Consider the following 24937-nt stretch of genomic DNA (forward strand, 5'->3'; position numbering starts at 1 on the left):
GGTATATTCTATAATCTGTTAAATAGTAATTTAAAGCGCTTACGTTATATAATTTTTTTAGAGAGGAGGTAAGATTTAGAAAAAAGAATACGGTAATACTCAAGTAGTATGTAGGTGCGTTATGACAAAAAAATTTGGGAGGAAGATTATGCTAAATTTTAAAAAGAATTTCTTGACGTTAGTTCTTGCAGCTACAGTAGGTTGCACCAGTATCCTTGCATCAACCGCAAGCGCAGCGACAGATTATTGGCAAAATTGGACGGATGGTGGCGGAACTGTAAATGCCGTTAATGGATCAAATGGGAATTATAGTGTTAATTGGTCCAATTCGGGCAATTTTGTTGTCGGTAAAGGCTGGAATACGGGATCACCAACTAGGACAATCAACTACAATGCTGGCGTTTGGGCGCCGTCCGGCAATGGGTATTTGTCACTCTACGGGTGGACGAGGAACTCACTCATAGAATATTACGTCGTTGATAGCTGGGGGACATATAGACCTACTGGAACGCTTAAAGGCACCGTGACAAGTGATGGGGGCACTTATGACATCTATACGACTACGCGAACCAACGCGCCTTCTATTGACGGCACACAAACGTTCACTCAGTTCTGGAGTGTCCGCCAGTCGAAGAGAGAGACCGGTAGCAACGTCGCTATCACTTTTAGCAATCACGTTAACGCATGGAAGAGTAAAGGAATGAATCTGGGGAGTAGCTGGGCTTACCAAATATTGGCGACAGAGGGGTATCAAAGTAGTGGGAGCTCTAACGTAACGGTGTGGTAACAGCATCTATGAGAAAGCTATTCATTTTCTTTTTAATGGGAATGATGGTTGTTGTAAGTGCTTGTTCGCAAGAAAGACCTGAAAAGAATGATAACTTTGTACTCGTCAAAGGCGGGACTTTTATGAACACAAAGTCCAACTACTACGGCAAGAGTGTAAAGATATCGAACTTTTATATCGGCAAATATGAGGTAACTCAAAAAGAGTGGATTGAGGTAATGGGAAGTAATCCCTCCGGATTCAAAGGCAGCAATTTGCCGGTAGAAATGGTAAGCTGGTATGATGTTGTTGAGTACTGTAATAAAAGAAGTATAAAGGAAGGCTTAAAACCTTATTACAATATCGACAAAAATAAAATAGACCCGAATAATAAGAGTGATAATGATAATATAAAGTGGACTGTAACGATTAATGCGGAAGCAAGTGGTTACCGATTGCCGACAGAGGCAGAGTGGGAATATGCTGCAGGTGGAGGTCAAGTGAGCAAGAGTTACACGTACAGCGGAAGCGATAATGCAGAGGAAGTAGCCTGGTATTGGAAAAACGCTGGAGATCATTACTTATCAGGTGATTGGAATTGGCCTGCGATTGAAAGCAACCACAATCAAACAAAATCTGTCGGTGATAAGAAACCCAACGAGTTAGGACTTTATGATATGTCAGGTAATGTGAGGGAATGGACCTGGAACTGGTACGGAGACCTGGATAGTAATAGCGGGTCTTACCGGGTTGTGAAAGGCGGCGGTTGGATTGGCGATGTCAGTAACAGCCAGTTGTCTTTTCGAGGCAAGTTCGAGGCGAATGGTTTTGGCCCCGATCAAGGTTTTCGCGTGTGTCGCAGCCCGCTTTAACTTCTAAGGATCCATTTCGACTGGAACTGTTTTGAATCAAGCAATATCACACCCCATCACCCTGTAGCTTCTTCTGGGAGATGGGGTGTTGTTTCCGTTATACCATCTTATTTTCCCATAGTCTCGCAACATTTCAATGTGTCCTCTTGGATGCTTGCGATTGCATGACTGAAATTCGTGGGGGTAATATCTTTACTCTGTGAATTGTAAGCGTATTCTTGATACGTATAATAAATAATGTAAGCAAATAAATGATTGAACTATACAAACGTGCATCTTCATAGAGACAATAAGGGAGGATTAGAAAATGGGTAAGAAAATAAAACGTCCTGTTTTGGCCACCATGGTACCTGTTCTGGCTCTTGGATTAACGCTGGCAGGCTGCACCGACTCGAAGGATGCGGCAAGCAGCACCTCTTCGCCTAGCGGAAGCCAGACAACGCCTGCGGCAACGCAGAGCAACGCAATTAAGCCAGTCACATTGTCCATGTTCATTGACAGCCCGTATCAACAGCCGACTCCTGACAACAAGATTTATAAGATGATTAAAGATAAGACAGGTGTTAGCTTGAAAATGGAGTTTCTGGTCGGTGACCTGCAGCAGAAGCTGGGCGTCATGATTGCCGGAGGCGATTATCCAGATATTATGACAGGAAACGACAAATTAATTGCTGCGGGTGCTTTTGTACCTCTCGAGGATTTGATTGAGAAGTACGCTCCGAATTTGAAGAAGCACTATGCAAACGTGTGGAATAAGATGAAGGATCCTGCGAGCGGCCATTTATATGTGCTTCCAAATTACAATGTGTTCAGTGGTCAATTTAACGAAACCGCGTATGAAGGACCAGGCTTTTATTTGCAAAAGGATGTACTGAAGGAAATGGGCTATCCAACGCCTAAAACATTGGACGAGTACTTTGATATCATTGCCAAATATAAAGCGAAGCACCCCGATATGATCGGCTTTGAGACGCTGAACTTTGACTGGAGAAACTTCCCGCTGCTCAATCCGCCAGAGCATTTAGCTGGTTTCCCTAATGACGGCGGGGTTATCGTCGAGAATGGGAAAGCACAAATATTTGCTGACAAGGACATCGCTAAGACATATTACAAGAAGCTGAATGAGATTAATGCGCAAGGTTTGTTGGATAGGGAAGCTCTGGTGCAGAACTACGACCAGTACTTGGCGAAAATTGCGAGCGGCCGTGTCATTGGGATGTTTGACCAGCACTGGAATTTCGGAGATGGCGAACGCTCGCTGATTTCTCAAAATAAAATTGGCAGTACTTACGTTGGGTTCCCGCTCTTATACCCAGGCGCTAAAGAATACTACCGTGACCGTCCCGTGTTGAACATCAATCGCGGATACGGGATTTCAACTAAAGCGAAGGATCCTGTACAAATCATTAAATTTTTGGATTCCCTTATGACAGAGGATTGGCAAAAGACACTCCAATGGGGGATTCAAGGCGAGGATTATATGGTGAAGGATGGCAAGTTCTATCGTACTCCTGAACAACGCGCTAAAGCGGATGATAATACATGGAAGCTTGCAAATAAAGCGGAAGCGTTCTTTGCTAATTCGCCTAAAATGCAAGGGACCTATAGTGATGGAAATGCTACAGATCCGGCAACGCAGCCGCAAGAATTTTATGACAGCTTGAAGCCGCAGGATCAAGAAGTATTGAAAGCGTATAACCATAAGACGTGGGCGGAGTTTTTCAAAATGCCAGTTGAGAATCCCGTATACTACCCAGCATGGAGCATTGATTTGATCGATGGTTCGCCAGCTAAAGTGGCCAATACGAAGATGACCGACCTTGCTGTAAAATATTTGCCGAAAGCTATTTTGGCCAAACCGGAGGACTTTGAAGGTATATGGAAGGAATATGTGGATCAGATTTCCAAAAGCAACTTCAAAGCTTACGAAGATCGTATCAATGATCAAATTAACTGGCGTATTCAGAACTGGAGCAGTAAATAAAGGGATAAAATATGCAGTGGAGTGGGGGAGGCTCAGGTCTTCTCCGCTTTACTTCCTAGGAGGAAATGTCGATGGCCGTGAGCATACTGCCCAAGAAATCAAATAAAAAGCAAAAAATTGATCCGGAAATCGGCGTCGGTTTAAGCTGGAAGACGATAAAAAACCAGAAGCAGTTAATTTTGATGTCTTTTCCTATCCTGATTTATATTTTGATCTTCAATTATGTACCGATTTGGGGCTGGCTGATGGCGTTCCAAAATTATCGCCCGGCATTAAAGTTTTCCAAACAGCAGTGGGTGGGGCTGAAGCATTTTAAATTTCTGTTTCAAGATGATACGTTCTTAACGGTGCTGCGCAACACGCTTGCTATGAGTATAATCAATTTGGTTTTAGGTTTTGCAACAGCCATCCTACTGGCTCTAATGCTGAATGAGATTAAAGTTCGTTTTTTGAAGCGGTCTATTCAAACAATATCCTATCTGCCTCACTTTCTGTCGTGGATTATTGCTGCGGGTATCGTAGCGACTTCGCTATCGATTGATGATGGTATCGTTAATCAACTGTTGATGAAGCTGCACATCATTAAGGAGCCTGTGATGTGGCTTAGCGAAGGGAAGTATTTTTGGGGCATTGTGGGCTTGTCTAATGTGTGGAAAGAGGTGGGATGGAATACGATCATTTACCTCGCGGCAATCACTTCGATTGATCCATCGCTGTATGAGTCTGCAGGGATCGACGGTGCAAATCGTTACCAGAAGATCCTGTACGTCACACTGCCCGGGATCAAGTCAACTTTTATTATTCTATTAATCATGAACGTGGGGCACATCCTGGATGCAGGCTTTGAGATTCAATATCTGCTCGGTAACGGGTTAATTATCGACTGGTCGCAAACAATTGATATTTTCGTTCTTAAGTACGGTATTGCTCTAGGCAATTATTCGCTGGCAACTGCAGCAGGCATTTTCAAAACGGTTGTGAGTATAGTCCTTATTCTAATTGCAAATTCTACCGCCAAACGTCTTGGTGAAGAGCGGTTGATATAAAGGAGAGATGACGATGGGGAGATCAACCGTTAGCAGAGCCCGAATTGAGCCCATTCTGTTCCATACGATTAATGGCATCTTCATGCTCCTTCTTGCTGTAGTTACGCTCTATCCTTTCCTTCATACTTTAACGATTTCATTTAATGAAGGTAATGATGCGCTTCGTGGGGGCATTTATTTATGGCCGCGCTCCTGGTCATTGCAAAATTACAAGGCGATTTTCATTTCTGGTACGATTTACCACGCGGCTTGGATTTCCGTGGCCCGTACAATTACAATAACTGTGCTAGGTGTGTTTCTCACCTCTATGCTTGCCTATACTCTGGCGCAGCCCCAATATATTTTTCGTAAAATAATAAGTTTAATATTTGTATTAACGATGTATTTCAATGCGGGGCTTATTCCTAATTACTTTCTGATTAAAAGCTTGGGACTGTTGAACAACTTCTGGGTATATGTTTTTCCGGGGATGGTAAGTGCGTTTAATCTTATCGTCATTCGAACATATATGCGTACTCTTCCTTCAGGCTTGGTTGAGTCTGCGAAGATAGACGGAGCAGGTGATTTTACCATATTTGTACGAATTATTCTTCCGTTGTGTACGCCTGTTCTAGCGACTATAGCCTTGTTTATTGCGGTTGGCTCTTGGAATTCCTGGTTCGATACGTTCCTGTATGCATCGTCTGATTTGAAACTGAGTACCCTTCAGTACGAAATGATGAAACTGCTTGGCTCTACGATGAACAGCAACAATGATCCAGGTCTTCTGGCTGGTGCAAACACGAATCAAACGAAGGCCATGGTTACGCCTGCTTCCATACGTGCGGCGATTACAATTGTGGCGGCGGTTCCGATTCTGTTCGTATATCCTTTTCTGCAAAGGTACTTTATTGTCGGTATGAACCTTGGAAGTGTCAAAGAATAAGAGTAAGACTTAGCAAGGATGATCATAATCATTTCCCGTTTCAGCTCGCTGCTGGGACGGTTTTTCTTTATTCAAGCTCATCTTCTCCTTTATAATAGTTCATATCTACTTCCTAAAGTGAGGTGATTCCCATGTTAAGGGTTATGTTTGCCGATGACGAGCCTTACATGCTGGAGGGACTGCGGTCGATGATTGATTGGGATAAACTAGGATTTGAAGTGTGCGGGGAAGCTTCAGATGGTGAAGACGCATTAGCTTTGATGGCGTCGACCCTGCCGCATTTGGTACTGACGGATGTTCGCATGCCTGTTATAGATGGTTTGGAATTGATTGAACAAGCTTCAAGTCTGTACCCTGAAATGAAATTTATCATTTTGAGTGGGTTTGCGGATTTCGAATATGCCAAAAGAGCAATGCGGCATGGTGTGGCCAATTATTTGATGAAGCCTTTAATTGAAGATGATCTTGTAGCTGCAGTGGAAGCGGTCGCGGTTACGATTCAAGTGTGTGAAGCTAACAGCAAGTATGAAAGCGCTGCATTGGATCGCTTACGCTTGGAAACGATTTCAAAGTTGCTGCAGGGAGAAAGCAGACAGAAATGGATCGAGCAGGCGAACGCCTTAATGGATTTTCATGAACGTTCCAATTTCCGCTGCATCTTGTTAGAGCCTGATATTCCGCCTCATGTCCAATCGGATCTTATGCAGGTTATTGCAGATCGAATAAAGCTTACTCAAACGACGGTGCTTCCATTTGGCGTAGGTAAAGAGCGACATGGATTCTTGCTGGTCACAGAACCCGGGGGGCGCGGTCTTTCTTCTGCGATGATAACAGAGATCATTGACAGTGTCAGACATAACTGGGGCAGAGTGCTCTCCTTTTCGATTAGCGGTGAACACAAGGGACCGCATGCGTTAAAAGAAGCATTTCGTGAGGGGCTTATGGCCGAAATGTGCAAAATTCCTTCTGGAACTGAAGGGATTTACATCTATCAAGGAGAGTGGTCAGCGGAGACGCTGCCTGCATTTGTTGGGATGACGGAATCCATCCTAGATGCTGTAGGGAGAGGGTGTCCAGAAGCAGTGCAAGCCCGTGTACACGACTTATTCATCGCTTTTTCGAGGCAGTCTGTATCTGAATCTTGGGTGAGTGCTTATTTAGGCAACATTAAGCTTGAAATTCTTAAGACGACAGCCCAATTCGGCGGTGATCCGATGTGGGCTCCAAGTTGGTTTGCTCCCACCGTTCCAATGGATATTGGCCTCTTGGAACGCAAGGTAACACAAGAAATTGTGCAAGCTGCAGAGTGGATTGGTCTGAAGAATGGCGTAAGGCAAGATGAAGTCGTTTCCGCAGCGGGAGACTATATCAAATTGCACTATAGGGAAAAGCTGCAGCTGCAGGTTGTTGCAGAGCATTTTCGGCTGAACCCTGCGTACTTTGGCCAGAGGTTCAAGAAGCAAGTGGGTCTCACCTTTAATGAATATTTACATGTCGTACGAATTGACGAGGCCAAAAAATTACTTCGCCGTGAAGAACTGAAAATATCCGATGTCGCCGATCGTGTCGGCTACTCGGATTCCGAACAGTTCGTATCCAAGTTCAAGGCGCTTACTGGCTTGTTACCCTCTGCCTACAAGAAGGGTTAACCTACGACTGACAAGGAGAGCAAATATGAGCAAGAAGTGGAAACTGTTGCGAATTGTTAATGATATTCCCCTGAAGTTCAAGTTTCTGATCATTTACTTGATGTGTGTGCTGCTGCCGATTTTGTGCATAAACAGCTTATTTTTCTTGCAGGATAGCAAAAATACAGAACGTAGAGAGATGGATAACTTGCGGATTTCTCTGGACAGGGTCGGAAACGAAATCATGCAAATGGTGAACTCAGGGGTTGTGATTGGCAACGCTGTTTCCGCTGATCGTGTCTTTAATGAGATGCTTGAATATACGTATTCGGATAATGTTGCTTATTACGAAGAATACGACAGTTACCTCCGTGACAAATTGGGGCAATATCCGAATATTTATCCCTACATTTCTTGGATTGGCGTATACACCTCGAACCCAACGCTATCCAATGGTGGAAGCTACTTTATGCTTAAGCCCAGTGATCTGAAGAGCGAATGGTATCAGAAGATGAACGAAAAGAAAGATAAGGTGACCGTGACCTCTTATTTGGATACGAATCCCATGAATCCCGAGGAGAAATTGGTCTATGTCAGCATCATTCGGAAGCTGGACAATTTCCCTGACCTCATGAAATTCTCCAAATATCTGCGTATCGATATTCGGATGGATAAGCTGTTGGAGCTGTTCGATAAAGAGCGCAATTACTTGCTAGTCAAGCTCGTGGATGAGGAAAATCGGCTTGTTCTTGAATCGGCGGGTGCGTTTAAGGGAAGAGACCCTTTGCTCCCGACTCTGCAGGTGTCAAAGGGTTTTCAGCTGACAGGCTTGCCTGAGAATAGCTTTGTCAGTCCTCTCAGCAGCGCTAGTTATGTGCTTAACTGGCGGCTGGTTGGAATTCCGGAGGGAAGTCGAATCGCGGAGGAGAGAAGGGCGGTTATCCACTTCTTTATCTGGCTGACGCTCATTAGTACGATCATTCCGACGATATTGATTTACATCATTATGCACTCTTTCAATTTCCGGGTAAGAAAGCTCTCTAAACATATGCAGTTGGTGAAAAACGAGAGGTTTGAATCCATTACGATGTATGAAGGGAAAGATGAGATCGGTCATCTTCTTCACAGCTTTAATTTAATGACGGAAAAAATTCGCAATTTAATTAACGACGTGTACAAACTCGAAATTCAAAAGAAAGATTTGGAGCTAGAACGCATACAGGCCGAGCTGAATTATTTGCAAAGCCAGGTAGATCCTCATTTTCTGTTCAATACGTTAAATGCGATTCTTGTCGTATGCAAGAAATATCGCTATGAGCATGTGATAGAAATTATTCAAAACCTGTCCCAGATTCTGAGAAGGCTGCTAAGCTGGAAGGAGGATTTGGTGACGGTAGAAGAAGAGCTAAGCTTCACTGATATGTACCTCCAGATCGAGAAGTTCAGATTCCAAGATCGGTTTCACTATGAATTATCCGTTGACGAATCTGTTCTATCGTATCGAATCCCGAAAATGAGCATCCAATCGCTCGTAGAGAATTCTTGCAAGCATGGGCTTCAATCGGTGAAAGGGAACCGCAGAATTCGGATATCCGTAGAAAGAGCAGGGACGAATATGCTCATGAAGGTCGAAGATAACGGAATCGGTATGAACAGCGCGAAACTGGATGAAATTGTTCAGAGTCTGTATAAGGGAGAAGACAATGGCAAGAACATCGGACTTCGCAATGTGTACCGCCGTTTAAATCTGTTTTATGCTGAACGTTCTTTGTTCCAAATTGAAAGCATCCCCTTCGAGAAAACGAGCGTTACCATACAGATTCCTTTGAGTCTTATTAGGAAACAGGAGGAGACTGTCGGACATGTATAAGGTTATCTTGGTGGATGACGAGCCTTTCGCATTGGAAGGCATAAAACTCATGGTCGAATGGGAAGAACTTGGCTTTGAAATCGTGGAAATGTGCGAGAACGGTGAAGAGGCCTTAGCCTGCATTGAAGCCTGTAAACCCGATCTGGTAGTGACAGATATTCGGATGCCGGGAATTGACGGATTGGAATTGATCGATCGGGTGCAAAAGGCAGGCAACGATCCGGTATTCATCATTTTAAGCGGCTACAATGACTTCGAATATGCACGCTCCGCCCTGAGGTTTGGGGTAAAGCATTATTTGCTTAAACCGGCGTTGGATAGGGAATGGGAGACTGTCATTCAATTCGTTATTGGGGAGCTGCAGCATCGAGAACAGCAAAGGGTACGCCAAGACCTCGTTGCCGATCGTCTAATACCGACTTTGCTTGCTCAGATGCTTCGGGGGGAAATATCGGCAACGGACGGGAACGTAGGCGAGATATTAGATCCCTTGGCACAAGGGGATCATGGCTGGAGGTATATTCACGTCGAATGGCTTAGCGGCTCAAAACAGGAGCTGGATGCCCGTTACTTCCTCTCGCGAAAAGCTCATGCCATCGATTTGCTTGGGAGTCAGGACGGTCTTGTTATGGAATCATTCCCTGAGATCGAGGAATGGGCCGGGCAGGTTTACGAAGACTTACACGAGCAAGGCATCGAATGCTGTCTTTCGATAGGACCACGGGTGGACTCGCTCCGTCAAATAGAAGATTCGTATGCAGGTGCTCTAGAAACATCCGTGCATCATTTCTTTCATATATCCGGTGGGCCACTCGGCTACGATAAGGTTCATCACAAGGAAATCAGCTATGATCTTAATGCGGTTTCTATGGTAGATGACATTCAAAGTGCGATCGAGGCGCTTCAGGATAAGCAGGTTGAGAACCTGATTAAGCAAATGTTTGTGATGCTGTCAGCTAACAAAACGGCCCGGGAAGTCGTTCATTTGCTTGTTATACGCATTGTTTTGAAGAGCGCTGCTGTCATGCGGGAGATGGGGATCGACTCGGAGGCGCTGCCTCGGGTTCGTGATTTTTTGAGAAGGGAGCATCGTACCCTGAAGGAAGTGGAGGAATCCCTGCAGGCGTATGTGCAGCAGTATATGAGCCAGTTGAAGCAGCATAAAGAGAAATTCTCCGGTCATCCCCTTCGAGTTATTGAGCGTTTTATCCAGGAGCATTATCGGGAAACGCTGACGATTAAAGAGATCGGAGAACGATTCTTCATGAACCCGGTTTATTTAGGCCAAGCGTTTATGAAGAGGAACGGCGTAGGCATCATTGAGTATATCCATGACCTGCGTATTAACGCGGCGAAGCGTATGCTATGCGAAACGGATGAGACGATTCGTCTGATTGCGGAGCAGACCGGATACGTTCACTATCATCATTTCCTCAAGGAGTTTGAAAAACGTGTGTCAGAGAAGCCTGCTGTGTTTAGACAATTAAGCAAAGCCTGATGGACGTTTTCAATTCAGCGAATTGGCGATGAATCGGAAAGGATAAAGGACGTGTATTTCTTTTCTAAGAAATGCACGTCTATTTGCTATGAGTACGACTGGAAACAACGTACACAATCTTAAAGGATTTTAAGAATAGGGGGTAGAGATCTTTAATCTGTGAATGGTAAGTGTATTCAGATTCTATATCATATAACATAGATGGCTTGTTTAAATAGGGTATGATGAGGAGGTTTGCCAATCTATGAACAACAAGGTACCGAACTTGCACGAGGCTTATAATGGCATATTCAGAATCGGGGCTGCTGTTAGCACGAAGACCATCCGGTCCGATGGGGATTTCATCGCCCGGCATTACAACAGCATTACCGCGGAGAACCAGATGAAGTTCGAGGAGATTCATCCCGAGGAAGAGCGGTATGCGTTTGAGGCGGCGGATGAAATAATGGATTTTGCCTTGCGAAACGGAATGGCCGTTCGGGGGCATACGATGGTCTGGCATAATCAGACCTCCGATTGGGTGTTTGAAAGCCCTTCTGGCGGTCCTGCCGACAAAGATCTGGTTCTCTTGCGGATGCAGGAGCATATCCGTACGATTGCCAGTCGTTATAAGGGCAAGGTTTATGCGTGGGACGTGGTTAATGAAGCAATCGAAGACAAGGCGGACCTGGTGATGCGAAGTACCAAATGGCTGGAAACTCTCGGGGAGGATTATATCCGGCATGCCTTCGAGGCGGCACATGAAGCTGATTCGAATGCACTTCTATTCTATAACGACTACAACGAGACAGAGCCGGTCAAGCGGGATAAGATTTATAACCTTGTACGTTCATTGAAGAAGAAGGGGGTTCCTATCCATGGAATCGGCATGCAGGGGCATTGGAACATCTATGGTCCCACTTTGGATGAAATTCGGCAAGCGATTGAGCTTTACGCATCTCTCGATCTGCAGCTTCACATCACCGAGTTGGATATCTCCATGTTCCAATTTGAGGACAGACGGACCGATCTGACAGCGCCCACCGTGCAAATGGTCGAGCTGCAGCAGCGACGGTACGAGGAAATCTTCAGGCTTTTTAAGGAATATCGGGATGTTATTACGTCGGTAACGTTCTGGGGAGCTGCTGACAATTATACTTGGTTGGACAACTTTCCGGTTCGCGGTCGAAAGAATTGGCCGTTTCTATTCGATGGGGATCTTCAGCCTAAGCAGGCATTTTGGCGTGTAATCCGGGAGGCAAAGTGATCCCAAACGGTCCATGACGGCTGTGGTGACAAGTCTCAAACCGTGAAGTCGGTGCGCACGCTGGCTATTCTGCTCCATAATTGAGGGGGGATTATTCTTTATTTTGAGTATGGGAAGCCAATGACCTAAGTTGTAGAATGAAATGGAATAATATTGTAAGCGATTGCAGAATGAGGAGGATGAGGATGCTTGTGAGAAAAAAAATGAATGTATGGATGGCAATCGTGCTGCTGTTCGGGTTGATCGCCCCCCAGCTTCTAGTTTCTTTGGCATCGGCTGCCGGCAATACGGTCGTTTTGTCCCAAAGTTTTGAAGACGGTCAAACTGGCGGTTGGGTTAAGGCATCCTGGATGGGAGACGGGACCATTGCCGTGACGTCAGCAGCAGCCTCTGACGGCTCCAAATCCTTGGCAATGACGAACCGTGCTGCAAGCAACAGCAGCCCGTTGCTGGGTTTGACTTCGTATACGCAAGCCGGCCATACGTACGATTTGTCACTGAAGCTTAAAGTCGGGACAGGAACCGATAGTTTTCATATCGCATCTAATGTCGATGCCGCCTCGCTGACCAACAAATATCCTTGGCTGGTGGGAAATAAATCGGTTAACTCCACCGATTGGACCCTTTTTGAACTGAAGGGATACGAGCTTCCAGGCGATACGAAAGGGTTCAAAATATGGGTGGAGTCGGATTCAGCTTCCACTACTACGGAAGACCTCTATATCGATGAAGTTCAGCTAACGGACGTCACGCCGGCTGCACCGGCTGATCCGGGAGCCGTTGACCAAACTGGAATCCAATCTTCCTTTGAGGACGGGCAAGGAAATTGGGTGCGCCGAAACGGTTCCGGCAATATTGATATATCGACGGCAGACAACCACACCACAGGCGGCTCTAAGAGCTTGCTGACCACGGTATCAGAGCAATATGACGGGCCGTTGCTGAACGTCCTTGGTAAGATGTCCAAAGGCTACAAGTACAATTTGTCCGCATGGGTAAAGATGGCTCCGGGACAAGCTCCTACCGTATTGCGGCTCTCTGTGCAAAGCGGCGATAGTAGTTTTGCTAATGTTTCGTCTAACGCGACGGTAACACCCGACGCTTGGGTAAAGTTGACTGGCACATTTACATTAACAAGCACTCCGACTGTTTTGAATGCATACGTGGAAACAGCTGACAAGTTGACCGGTGCAAGATCTTTCTATTTGGACGATTTCGAATTGTCCTATGTCGGTCAAGTATCCGGGCCGAAGCCAATTCAGACGGATATCGATGCTTTGAAGGACATCTATGCGGACAACTTCAAAGTTGGTGCGGCGGTGACGGGAGATCAGCTTACTTCGGATGTTCACAAGCTTCTGGATTATCACTACAGCTCCCTCGTAGCTGAGAATGCCACAAAGCCGGGTTCTCTGGAACCGGCAGAAGGGCAATGGAACTGGACGGAAGCAGACAAAATCGCACAATATGCCAAGGCTCACGCTATGAATTTCCGGCTGCATACCCTTGCTTGGCATTCGCAAGCAGCGGAATGGATGTTTAAGGATGCGCAGGGCCAGCCGCTAGCAGCTACACTAGAGAATAAACAGTTGGTGCTTGACCGACTGACAGTTTATATCCAAACCGTAGCGCGTCACTTTCATGCTATGGACGTGCCGATCAATGCCATCGACGTCGTAAACGAAGTCATTGACCCGGGGCAGCCAGACGGCATGCGGAAGAGCGAGTGGTATCATCTGACCGGCTTGGACTTCATTCGTACAGCCTTTAAAGTTGCCCGGCAAGAGCTGCCGAACGCAAAGCTGTATATCAACGATTACAGTACGCAGGATCCAGTTAAACGCGATTTCTTGTTCAATTTGGTGACGAAACTGAAAGGCGAGGGAATTCCGATTGACGGTGTTGGTCACCAAACGCACATCAATGTAAGCGGTCCCTCTATTGATCAAATTTCCGCATCCATCCGGAAATTCGGCGAAGCCGGATTCGACAACCAGGTGACGGAGCTTGACGTTTCGGTTTATACCGACAGCAGTTCCACCAGCTATGATGATTCCATCCTTGTGAAACAAGGCTACCGTTATAAGCAATTGTTCCAAGAGCTTGTTCGTCTGGACAATGAGGGTAAAAATGCCGCCCCGAACACCCCGGCCTATCATCCTGACGGATGGATCAGCAATGTTACGTTATGGGGGATTGCAGACGATCATACCTGGCTTGATAACCAAGGGGCAACGCGTAAAGATGCTCCTTTCCCGTTCGACGTGCAGTATCAGGCCAAATATGCTTATTGGGGTATGATTGAGGCGGTAAAGACGCTGACGCCATCCCACCTTCCCATAACCTCACAGACGGCAAATACAGCGAAAGGTACACCGGCTAATGCTTCGGCTCCGGTTTGGAACACGGTTCCGGCATTGAAAACACAACAATTAGGTATCCTTCGGGCTGAAGTGAAAACCTTGTGGGATGAACAAAATCTGTATGCCCGCGTTGCGGTCAAAGACATTACCAATACCGCAACGGATAAAATCGAGCTCTTCGTGGATGACAATGGAATCAAGAAATTTACTTTTCCACGTAATGACGCTCAAATTACGAACAGTACAGATGGTTATGTACTTCAAGCAACTATCCCGTTGGCAGGTACCTTAGGCAAGCAGCTGAGGTTTGATGTCAGAGTGACCGACATGGGGATGAATGACGGTACGGAGCATGGCAGCAACGGTGTCATCGTTTCCTGGAGCGATCCTAGGAACGTCCAGGACAACGATAGTCTTGGTTACGGGGTCTTGACTTATATCGATGCTACCAAAGTGGCAAAAGCTCTTTATGGCACCCCCGTTATTGACGGTGAAATGGACAGCATGTGGGCAAACGCTCCGGTTTATATGACCGATGTAATGGTAGAGCAGCGTAATAACGCAATCGCCAAAGCTCAATTCCGCACGATGTGGGATGAGCATAACCTTTATGTCTATGCCGTCGTGAAGGACAGCGTATTGAACGATGCCAACATCAACGCATGGGAGCAGGATTCGGTGGAAATTTTCGTTGACCAGAACAATGGAAAATCGGAGACCTACCAAGATGACGACGGTCAGTACCGGATCAACTTCAAGAACGTAAAGACGGTCGGCGGCCATGCGAAGCAAAATAACTATACATCGGCTACCAAAAAAATCGATGGAGGCTACGTCGTAGAAGCAGCCATCGCGCTGGATACGATCACGCCTACTGCAGGGAACATGATCGGATTCGACCTTCAAGTCAACAATGCTCAGGACCGTGGAAGCCGGGAGAGCGTCTTTACTTGGAACGACCCGACGGGTCAAACCTATCAGAATACCTCGAGATTTGGAGTTCTGACGCTTGAGCCGAAGCCTGCACCGCCTCAGAGCGGCACTACCTCGTCCTCCACTGCCACGACCTCCATACCGGATGGGTCCGTTAAAGTGGAAGACCAGAAGGGCGGCAAGGTGGAACAAAATGGGGTGACCCTTGTTTCGCCGCCGGGAGCCATGGGCAAAGACTTTATCGTGGTCGTTAAAAAGGTGAGTGATTCCTCAAAGCTGAATACCGACCCGAAATTGAAGCTGGCCGGAGATGTGTACGAGATTACCAAAGACGCAGCAGGAGCGTTCCAGAAACCAGTCACGATTACCCTTCCGTTCAACACTAGCTTGTTGGATGATGAGCTTGAGCCGGCACTGTACTGGTACAATGAAGAAATTGGCAAGTGGGTTAAACTGGACGATATTAGAATCGACCTGATGAAAGGCACCGTTTCCGGCAGTGTAAGGCACTTCACCAAATTTGCGGTATTGGCAGCAGAGAAGTCCGCATTTGTCAAACTTCCGGCATTGACCGATATTAAAGGACACTGGGCGGAAGCAGGCATACAATCCCTAGTGAAGGCCGGTATCATTAACGGCTTCCAAGACGGTTCATTCCGACCTGATTTCACTGTAACAAGATCCGAGTTCGTATCCATGATTGTCAGAGCTTTCCATCTGACGGCAACAGGAGGAGCTGGGTTCTCCGATACCGGCAGCCACTGGGCGAAGGATGCAATTGCAATAGCCTCCGCGATGGGGATCGTAAGTGGCTATGAGGATGGAACCTTCGGGCCGGATGACAACATCACCCGGGAACAAATGGCCGTAATCCTTGCACGTGCCGCACAATTGACATCGGCCAGCAGCGGTTTGGACTTTAAGGACAGCGACGATGTCTCGGCCTGGGCCCAAGGACCGCTTGCGGCTTTGACCGCCAAGGGTGTGTTGAACGGCTACGAAGATGCTACGCTGAAGCCGAAGGCTTTCAGCACCCGCGCAGAAGCGGCGGTTATCATCATTAGGACTATGGATGCTCAACATGTGCAATAACACCAGCCGGTGTCTACAATTTTAGTCGATTGATATTCAGTCATTGTGATGATCATGTAAGGTCCTGTGTTGTGAGTAACATACTTTGTTCGTCAATTTTAAAAGGACCGTCAGGGTGAACTTCCCTGACGGTTTTTCTTATTCTAACAGTCGCCCATTCCAGGTGATTTAAATCCATCTGGTAACTTGCCCTGTAAAGTGCCTTAGACGAAGCAGGGGAGGTATAGGCAAAAGCGGCTTTACAAAACAAATTCGTTTATGCTAAGCTGAGATTATCGCACTTGATGAAACTAAGTTTCATTAGATGAAACTAAAAGGAGGATGAAACAAATGGATACTAAGGAACAGGTCAAGGCACAATTCGGCGCGAATGCGGCCAAGTATGTCGAGAGTCCGCGTCATGCTTCCGGCAACGATTTGAACATTTTGAAGGAATGGGTGAAGCAGGAGCACGCGGATAAGGCGCTCGACATTGCAACCGGCGGTGGGCATAGCGCACTTGCTTTGAGTCCAATCGTCCGCGAAGTGACTGCGCTGGATATGACTCCCGAGATGCTTCGGGAAGCGGAGGCATTCCTGAGCGGAAAGGGCTGCACGAATATAAACTATGTACAGGGCGACGCGGAAAATTTGCCTTTTGGGGATGCGGAATTCGATCTGGTTGTCTGCCGCATAGCGGCTCATCATTTTCCGAATGTGGAACGGTTTGTCGCGGAAACAGCGCGTGTGCTGAACAGCGGAGGAAGCTTTATTCTGATGGATAATGTGGCTCCGGAGCCGGATCGTCTGGATGAGCTCTACAACGAGGTGGAGAAACGAAGAGACCCGAGTCACTTCCGGGCATGGAAGAAGACGGAGTGGATGCGTCGAATCGAATTAGCTGGATTCCGCGTAGAGCAGCTGCTGCAGACAGGAAAAGCTTTTGAATTCGATTCTTGGTGCGTTCGAATGAATGTTCCCGAGGAAGTCAAAAGGCAGCTTGAGGCTGATATGCTGGGCTGGCCGGAAGAACATCAAAGGCAGCTTAACGTGCGTATAGAGAACGGCAGGCTGGTCGGCTTTGAAGGAAGCTTCATGATGCTGAAAGCGATCAAAGTCTAAAGGCGCGAGCAAGGAGCGATTCATAACGGCCCTCGGCTTCGATTCGGTTCGGTAAGCCTGTCTGCGATCGGAAGAGCACAAGGGAAAAGAGACGTGCCGGAGTCAAATTTCCCTTGCCCGATTCGTACTTATTTGAGGGGTGAAATAATTTTAAGATGAAGGGAACCATATGAAAACTCATACGAAAATAAGAAAAGCTATAGCAAGCGATGCCAAAGGAATAGCCAAAGTACATGTGGATAGTTGGAGAACTACTTACAAAAATATCATTCCAGATGATTACTTACAAAATCTCTCTTACGCAAAAAGAGAACAGCTGTGGATCGATGTTATTCCTAGAGGGATGGTCTATGTTGCTGAAAATGAACATGGAGAGATTGTTGGATTTTCGGATGGTGGAAAAGAAAGAAGCGGGAATTTTAAGAATTTTGATGGGGAATTATATGCTATTTATCTTCTCCAGGAATATCAAGGTCATGGAATAGGGACGAAACTTGTAAAATCGGTTGTAAATGAATTGAAAAAGATGGGAATGAAATCAATGACTGTTGTTGTGTTAGAAGATAATCAATCCCGACTATTTTATGAAGGATTGGGCGGCAAAAAGTTAGACACTATTGAAGTAGAGTTTTCGGGTAAGAAATTAAAGGAAATTGTATATGGATGGCATGATATTAATACGCTGTTTTAGTTGTTTACTAGACCAGAAAGCAGACCGCCGCGGCTGCGCTGCAGAAATGATCTGCTTCTGTTGCATAGCTCTTAAAGCAATCGCTTCTTGAGCCAGACGCGGTAAACGACGTACACGGAGGCCAAAAAAAGGACATACACGCCGACGGACAAAACGAGCTTGCTGGTGCCGGCAAACAGATTGCTGCCGATGAATGCAAACAGGAGCATAGCAGGAATTTTGCCCAATGCGGATGCAACGGCGAATGTAACGACCGGAATGGAAGTAATGGCAGGAATGACATTAACGACAGCCTGAGGGATAACCGGGATCAGTCGAGCCAATAAAATAGTCAGGAACGGATTTTTTTCAATCGCGGCTTGAAGCTTTTCCAGCTTCTCGTACTTGGACAAGTAAGCGCGGCCCTGCATTTGAAACAAGTAGCGTGCCAGCCAAAAAACAATGACAGACGCGACGGAAGCAGCAGTCCAACTGATCAAAGCGCCCGTCAATGGACCGTACATAAACCCGAGCATACCGATGACTATTTTGTAGGGAATGACCGGTACGATAATAAAACCGAGCGCAGCCGCAAAAATAAGCAGCACGGGCGCATCCCCATACTGCATCCAATGCAAAATTTCATCCTTGAATATATAAACAATGAGTATGAGCACGAGATACATGCAGATGGTGTACCATTTCTTCATTTGATAAGGTGTCTCCCTTGGTCGTCTTAGTCTTTCTTCTAGCGGTGTTGATCATACTTAGTGTAACACACAAACATTCTTTATTGGTGTACATTGCCCGCTTGACGAGCTTGAGCGGATATAACCCCATCTTACAGCCGCATCTCCTGTGTATCTTTGCGGTAGTGGCCCGGCGTGGTGCCGGTGATTTTTTTGAAAATGCGGATAAAGCTATTAACGGATGTATATCTCAGTTTATCGGTTACCGCTTGAATGGAGTTCTTGGGATCGCTAAGCAATTCTTTGGCTATCCCTACCCGGAACTGAATCACATAATCGACGAAATTAATGCCCATGATTTTCTTGAAAGAGCGGCTGAGCTGGGAACTGCTGAGGCCAACAAGGTCCGCACACAGTTGCAGCGAAATATCCTGATCATAGTGAGCCCGGATATAAGCGACGACTTCCTCAATTTGTTGACGCTCCAACGACGACTTCTCTGGCTGCGATACGATTAATTTATCAAAAAATTGAAGAGAGAAAAAACGTTCAATCTCTTGCAAATTCCTCTGACGCTCCAATTCCATCGTCAAATGTTTCATATTCACCGACTCTTTATCTCCATGATAATCCTTCCCTACGGTATGCATCATCGCCCCAAGAAGCTGTGAGCAATAGGTTTTGACTAACTCCGAAGTTAATGAACTATCATCCTTTAGTAATTGAATCAATTGCGTAAAAAGCTCCTGCGCCTCACCATAATTCGATGCATGGAGCGATTGTAGAATGAGATTTTCCACTTCAACGAAAGCGTCTGCCTGATCGGAAACGGATGGATCCAATTCATCGCTGATAATAACTTGATTAGCTCCCAGTGAGAAGCTGTATCGAAGGGCATGCTTGGCTTGGGTAAATACATCATGAATCCCAGGCAAGCCTGATTCCGAATAGCCGGCTGAGATGACGAAGTTCAACTTCAAATAAGTACGAACCGCATGCAATAGTTCATTGGCATATATACGTGGCTGTTGGGAAACAGCTTGCTCGGGCTGATGGAGAATCGCGAATAAACCTGGCTGAATCATCATGATGCGGGTTGTGCCTTTGGTGCTCAGAATTTCATCGACAATGTTATCAATGGCATAGTACATGAGAAATTGATCGTTGCGCGAGTATTGCGATTTCATATAAATCGGATCGGTTTCTAGAAGAAACAAGCAGATGGGCTTATTTTGGAACGTATCCTGCTGCAAGGTCGTATCGCTCGAGTTCCCAATTAACAAGCTCATGAGGCTGTACTGCTCGGCGTGTGTCTGATATTGTTTCAGGTTTTTTTGCAAAAAGTCATTGTGCTCTTCCACATGCTGGATATGCTCTGTGATGTAATGAATTTCGTCCTTCGTTGTCGAGGCATCCTTGTCATGAAATACACGTTGAGTTAGCTTATGTACGGGCTGATAAATACTTTGAGATGTGCGAACCGCTATAATAATGGCGAGTAAAATAAAGGCAAAGCTGACGCCGAATAATAGATTACGCAGTTGATTCGTTTCCTTCGCAACCAAGGCCGTCGGCAGGATTGACGCGTAATACCAATCGCGATTCGCAGAATATACGGAATTAATGAGTGACGGTTTGCCGTCCAGATTGATCGTGAAGCGATAGTTGGGCATATTTTTACCCTTCGTAAGCTCATCTCTAAAGTGAGGGGAGTCAATAAAGCTGCCTACCTTGGTGGGATCCGAGTGCATGACCGCATTTCCATCCGAATTGAGTACGAGATAGGTTGCCGGATCATTCACATTCGCCTTCAATTTGCTGCTTAAGGTGGCGGCATCCAAATAAACGATAAAGAAACTATTTACCAAATTGGAGCCTGCGCTGTTCATCGGTCTGATGTAAGTGATAACAGGGCGATCCAAGCGCGTGTTCAAATGATTTCGCGTATCCAACCATCCGCCGTATTTGGTCAATGTACGTGATTTATCGATCGCTAGAGGATCCAGAAAGTCATCTGGCTGCAGCAGCAGTCCACTCGAAGTGACAATCTTATTATAGGAAGTGCTGAAAAAATCGATCTCAACGACATTTTCCATACCGCTTCGCAGATTCGTTAACACGGTGAATAGATCATTGACCAGTTGAAAGTTCTGATACGTTAAGTCATCTTGCGTAAACCGGCTGAGAGCTGAATTATCATACGTATATTGCAGCATGAGTTCATCAAACTTTTTAAACTGACTGTTCATTTCCTTCTCAACCTGATTCAGAAAAACCTGATGCATCTGATCCGTCTGGTCACTTAGAATGCGGTTGCTAATGAAGGAAGAAGACAGCGCCATAATGGCAATTGGGATACTGGAAAGGAGGATAAGTGAAATGAGAAGGCGGTTTTTTAGTTTCCAGCCACGCTTATTCATCATGAGGATTCGTTTAAGCTGGCGCCAAGAGTGAGTATCCATAACCAAGCTCCTTGTCAGTTACATGTCACTTTTTTGAAATTAGTATATCACAGATCGGTGGTTATCTTGGGTGGTCAGCGGTACACTTTTTTTACCGAAGCCTCATTTGCCTGCAAAAATAGTGTATGTAAGGGATCATCTGCCCGAATTCACCTCTATTTCATAAGCTTTTTTTGCGTAAAAATGGTGGATTGCCCGCTAACGCCTCAATGCCTATGATGGGGTCCAAGGGGGTGACGAACAGATGATACAGGGGAAAGGGGCAGCGCAAACAACATGGAGATTCAGAAAGAAAGGCGAAAGCATTTATGGGGGCACCGCTTCTTAAAAGAAAGATATTTATGGCTAATGGCTTTACCAGGCATCATTTATTTCTTAATCTATAAGTATATCCCCATGCTAGGGATCGTCATTGCTTTTCAGAAATATATTCCGTCTAAAGGCTTTCTCAAAAGCGATTGGGTGGGGTTAGACAATTTTCAACGCATATTTGATTCACCGGAAATTGGACGATATTTTATGAACACCGTTATTATTAGCTTTTATCAAATTGTATTCGCTTTCACAGTTCCGATCCTCATTGCCATCTTATTGAATGAACTCAAGTTTGAGTTTTTTAAAAAGATCGTTCAAACGCTTCTCTATTTACCTCATTTCTTATCTTGGGTCGTAGTCGCAGGTATCTTCTATTTATTATTCCAAAGTGATGGGCAAGTGAACCATCTATTGATGAGTTGGGGATTAGATCCCATCAATATTTTATCCAATGAACATAATTTCCGGGGCATGCTTGTCCTGCAGGTGATTTGGAAAGAGTCCGGTTGGGGCACGATCATCTATTTGGCTGCATTGACAGGGATTGATCCGGAGCTATATGAGGCTTCCAAAATCGATGGTGCCGGCCGGATTCGTCAAATTTATCATGTGACTTTGCCAGGTATCCGCTCAACGATCATCTTGTTGTTTATCCTCCGTTTAGGAACGGTTCTTGACGTAGGATTCGAGCAAGTGTATTTAATGCTCAATTCGACCGTTTCGGAGGTCGGGGAAGTACTGGACACCTATGTCTATAGGATGGGCGTTGTGAACGGGAATTTCAGCTTTACAACCGCAGTGGGTCTGCTCAAAGGGATCGTCGGTATGATACTTATCGTTACAGCGAACAAATTTGCGCGGGCATTCGGTGAAAAAGGCGTGTATTAGACTAACAAACTAAACGGCTGCGCTGTCCTCAAAAGGACGAGTGCGTTTATGGGAGAGGCTGGTTTCATATGAAAAGTATTGGAAAAATACTAACCGCAGCAACAGCAGTAGTGATGGTAAGCTCATTGGTTGCAGCATGCAGTAAAGGAACGGATACCGCACAATCAACAAACGCAGCTGGGACGGCACAGACTTCCCAGCAAGCTCAAGCGACAACAAAAGTGGATAAAAAATATAAAATTCGTGCGATGAATATTTTGTACGGAGCGGCACCGCCGGAAACAAGCACGGGCAAGAAAGCGATTGAAGACCGCTATAATATTGAATTTGAATATTTGCCGGTTGCGTCCGGGGAGTACAACAACAAGATGGGGGTTACTTTGGCATCGGGCGATGTGCCGGATACGGTGTTATTTCCCTATTTAGACGCTGTCTATTTCAATGCAATCACCAGTGATCAATTCATCCCGCTTGAAAGCTATTTATCTGACAGTGCGAAATACCCGAATTTAGCCAAATTGCCCAAAGACGTAATGGAAACGCTCAAATACAAAGGCCATATCTACGGGATCCCTCGTCTTCGCGGTATTCCTGGCGCTACAATCGTCATGCGTAAGGATTGGTTAGATAAGTTAGGTCTGCAAGTTCCTACGACGTATGATGAGCTTTACAATGTGATGAAGGCTTTTAAAGAGAAAGATCCAGATGGCAACGGCAAAGATGATACATACGGTTTAGCTGCCGGTGTTAACAGTGGTGCGGGCGTGAATGGCGCTTATCCTTTCGTATCTCTCATGGCCAGTATGAAAGCGGGTCCGAGCGTTGGCTGGGTGGAAGATGGCAAAGGCGGCATCGTACCAGGCGAATTTGCCCCTAATAATAAGCAGGCCATTGGCTATTTAGCCAAGTTGTATAAGGATGGCCTGATCGCGAAAGATTTTGCTATTAAAAAGGATCAACAGGTGGAAGACGACTTCTTGCTGGGTAAAGCGGGTGTTGTTGCTAACTGGGGGTATACAGGCTTCACGCCAGAGCGTTTAGCGAAAGCGAGAGCAGCGGATCCTAAATTCCAACTGATCGCTATTCCGCCACTGAAAGCACCGGATGGTTCTGAGGGCGGTTATGTGAAAAGCGCAGGTTTCTTCGGTGTATTCGCACTGAATAAAGATCTGCTGAAGGATACAGGCAAGCTTGAGAAAATGTTGAAAATTTTGGATGATCAAATGGGTGATGACGGGGCTAATTTCTTCAAATGGGGCGTCGATGGCGTTCATTTCAAAACGGAAAACGGCCAGAAGGTCGTAACTGATCTTGGTAAAACGGAAGGCCCGAATAAATATCAACTTACGAATCATGCCAATGAAGGCGAATGGATTCTCAGCTCGGCAGATACGCCAGAAACAACGAAACTAAAGCAAGATTCGTTCTCCAAAGCGATGCAAGGCAAAGCGTATTCCTCACAGGATGTAGGACTTTTCTCCAAAACGTATGCGGAAAAAGGTGCAGAACTTTACAAGAACACCGTGGATGGCGTAGTGAAAATCATTGTTGGCGAGAAGTCAGTAGATTACTTAGACCAAATGTTTGAAGATTGGAAAGCCAGAGGCGGCAAGGATGCTTTAACCGAAATGAACGATGCTTGGAAAGCAAGAAAATGAGAACGTCCAAACTCTCCAATCGGCTGATGGATATGACGGTTATTGTGATCTTGACCCTATTGACACTCCTATGTCTGATGCCGATTGTAAATGTTGTCGCCATGTCATTTGCTTCATTGAATGAGATTGTATCAGGCAATTTCATTCTGTGGCCGAAGCAGCTGGATTGGAAAGCCTACCATTACATCTTCAACACGGGCGTGTTCTTCTCGTCCCTCCGAAATACAGGTTGGATTACGGTGGTAGGTACGATTGTGAATTTAGCCGTCACATCCTTGTTAGCCTATGTCTGTTCGAGAAAGCGTTTTAGCGGAAGGAGAATGCTCCTGTTCATGGTGTTATTCTCGATGCTGTTCAGCGGTGGGATGATCCCGACCTATCTGATCGTTAAAGCAACAGGATTAATGAACACATTATGGGCGCTTGTCATTCCAACAGCTGTTTCCGCTTTTAACTTATTGGTGATGCGGGAATTTTTCGAATCGATACATGAAAGTATCATCGAGTCAGCCACCATTGACGGTTGTAATGATCTCGGTATCTTTTTCAAAATTGTACTGCCGCTTTCGATTCCATCCCTTGCGACGTTTACGTTATTCTACGCGGTTAGCAACTGGAATCAATATTTCTCAGCGATTCTTTATTTGAACAAATCGTCGTTGTGGCCGTTGCAAATTTTATTGCGGCAGGTCGTTCTTATAGGGCAGAGCGATATTTACTCCCAGTTAAGTGCAGGCGAAGCTTTACCGATGCCCGTATCAACGCAAATGGCAACCGTCGTATTGGCCTCTGCGCCGATCGTTGTGTTGTACCCCTTTTTGCAGCGCTATTTCGTAAAAGGGTTGTCGCTAGGGGCTGTAAAAGGATAAGAAAATAGATAACCCCGCTCGAATCTTATCCTCGGATCTATTTGAAAAATCAGGAGGAATGC

Annotated in this window: 17 protein-coding genes; 15 read left to right on the top strand and 2 right to left on the bottom strand. The window is 45.8% G+C overall.

Annotated features, from left to right (window positions below):
* The first annotated feature begins 148 nt into the window (after positions 1 to 148).
* From AC3WRW_RS00005 to AC3WRW_RS00060, 12 genes are all read left to right on the top strand, one after another.
* The gene (locus tag AC3WRW_RS00005; protein WP_492543747.1) at positions 149 to 787 is read left to right on the top strand and encodes a glycoside hydrolase family 11 protein; all 639 of its coding nucleotides are present in this window, start codon (positions 149 to 151) and stop codon (positions 785 to 787) included.
* A gap of 8 nt (positions 788 to 795) precedes the next feature.
* Complete coding sequence (locus AC3WRW_RS00010) at positions 796 to 1638, top strand: formylglycine-generating enzyme family protein (RefSeq protein ID WP_492543749.1); 843 nt, start codon at positions 796 to 798, stop codon at positions 1636 to 1638.
* Between the two features lie 307 nt (positions 1639 to 1945).
* On the top strand, positions 1946 to 3622 hold the full coding sequence (locus AC3WRW_RS00015) for a type 2 periplasmic-binding domain-containing protein (protein WP_492543751.1): 1677 nt from the start codon (positions 1946 to 1948) through the stop codon (positions 3620 to 3622).
* A 71-nt stretch (positions 3623 to 3693) separates the two neighbouring features.
* The gene (locus AC3WRW_RS00020) at positions 3694 to 4668 is read left to right on the top strand and encodes an ABC transporter permease (protein ID WP_492543753.1); all 975 of its coding nucleotides are present in this window, start codon (positions 3694 to 3696) and stop codon (positions 4666 to 4668) included.
* 13 nt (positions 4669 to 4681) lie between these two features.
* Positions 4682 to 5593 carry a carbohydrate ABC transporter permease gene (locus AC3WRW_RS00025; protein ID WP_492543755.1) on the top strand — a complete coding sequence of 304 codons (912 nt, stop codon included), beginning with the start codon at positions 4682 to 4684 and terminating at the stop codon, positions 5591 to 5593.
* 131 nt (positions 5594 to 5724) lie between these two features.
* Positions 5725 to 7242, top strand: coding sequence for a response regulator transcription factor (locus AC3WRW_RS00030; protein WP_492543757.1), 1518 nt, complete (start codon positions 5725 to 5727; stop codon positions 7240 to 7242).
* 25 nt (positions 7243 to 7267) lie between these two features.
* A complete protein-coding gene (locus AC3WRW_RS00035) occupies positions 7268 to 9091 on the top strand; it encodes a sensor histidine kinase (RefSeq protein ID WP_492543759.1) in 1824 nt (607 codons plus the stop codon).
* Complete coding sequence (locus AC3WRW_RS00040; protein ID WP_492543761.1) at positions 9084 to 10589, top strand: response regulator transcription factor; 1506 nt, start codon at positions 9084 to 9086, stop codon at positions 10587 to 10589. The genes AC3WRW_RS00035 and AC3WRW_RS00040 overlap by 8 nt, the downstream gene beginning before the upstream one ends.
* A 244-nt stretch (positions 10590 to 10833) precedes the next feature.
* Positions 10834 to 11835, top strand: coding sequence for an endo-1,4-beta-xylanase (locus AC3WRW_RS00045; protein ID WP_492543763.1), 1002 nt, complete (start codon positions 10834 to 10836; stop codon positions 11833 to 11835).
* Between the two features lie 185 nt (positions 11836 to 12020).
* Positions 12021 to 16223: an endo-1,4-beta-xylanase gene (locus tag AC3WRW_RS00050; RefSeq protein ID WP_492543765.1), complete on the top strand. Its 4203-nt coding sequence runs from the start codon at positions 12021 to 12023 to the stop codon at positions 16221 to 16223.
* Positions 16224 to 16553: 330 nt separating this feature from the next.
* The gene (locus AC3WRW_RS00055) at positions 16554 to 17324 is read left to right on the top strand and encodes a class I SAM-dependent methyltransferase (RefSeq protein ID WP_492543767.1); all 771 of its coding nucleotides are present in this window, start codon (positions 16554 to 16556) and stop codon (positions 17322 to 17324) included.
* A 169-nt stretch (positions 17325 to 17493) separates the two neighbouring features.
* On the top strand, positions 17494 to 18015 hold the full coding sequence (locus AC3WRW_RS00060; protein WP_492543769.1) for a GNAT family N-acetyltransferase: 522 nt from the start codon (positions 17494 to 17496) through the stop codon (positions 18013 to 18015).
* A gap of 71 nt (positions 18016 to 18086) precedes the next feature.
* On the opposite strand, the gene AC3WRW_RS00065 is transcribed toward AC3WRW_RS00060, so the two are convergent.
* Both AC3WRW_RS00065 and AC3WRW_RS00070 read right to left on the bottom strand, forming a co-directional pair.
* Entirely contained in the window at positions 18087 to 18704 is a 618-nt protein-coding gene (locus tag AC3WRW_RS00065) for a TVP38/TMEM64 family protein (protein ID WP_492543771.1), read from the bottom strand.
* A 131-nt stretch (positions 18705 to 18835) separates the two neighbouring features.
* The gene (locus AC3WRW_RS00070; protein ID WP_492543773.1) at positions 18836 to 21145 is read right to left on the bottom strand and encodes an AraC family transcriptional regulator; all 2310 of its coding nucleotides are present in this window, start codon (positions 21143 to 21145) and stop codon (positions 18836 to 18838) included.
* Positions 21146 to 21421: 276 nt separating this feature from the next.
* Here AC3WRW_RS00070 and AC3WRW_RS00075 point away from each other — a divergent pair, with 276 nt between their 5' ends.
* From AC3WRW_RS00075 to AC3WRW_RS00085, 3 genes are all read left to right on the top strand, one after another.
* A complete protein-coding gene (locus AC3WRW_RS00075) occupies positions 21422 to 22348 on the top strand; it encodes an ABC transporter permease (protein ID WP_492543775.1) in 927 nt (308 codons plus the stop codon).
* Positions 22349 to 22416: 68 nt separating this feature from the next.
* On the top strand, positions 22417 to 24006 hold the full coding sequence (locus AC3WRW_RS00080; RefSeq protein ID WP_492543777.1) for an extracellular solute-binding protein: 1590 nt from the start codon (positions 22417 to 22419) through the stop codon (positions 24004 to 24006).
* Positions 24003 to 24875: a carbohydrate ABC transporter permease gene (locus AC3WRW_RS00085; RefSeq protein ID WP_492543779.1), complete on the top strand. Its 873-nt coding sequence runs from the start codon at positions 24003 to 24005 to the stop codon at positions 24873 to 24875. The genes AC3WRW_RS00080 and AC3WRW_RS00085 overlap by 4 nt, the downstream gene beginning before the upstream one ends.
* The last annotated feature ends 62 nt before the right edge of the window (positions 24876 to 24937 follow it).

Source organism: Paenibacillus sp. FW126-R14 (assembly GCF_058789495.1).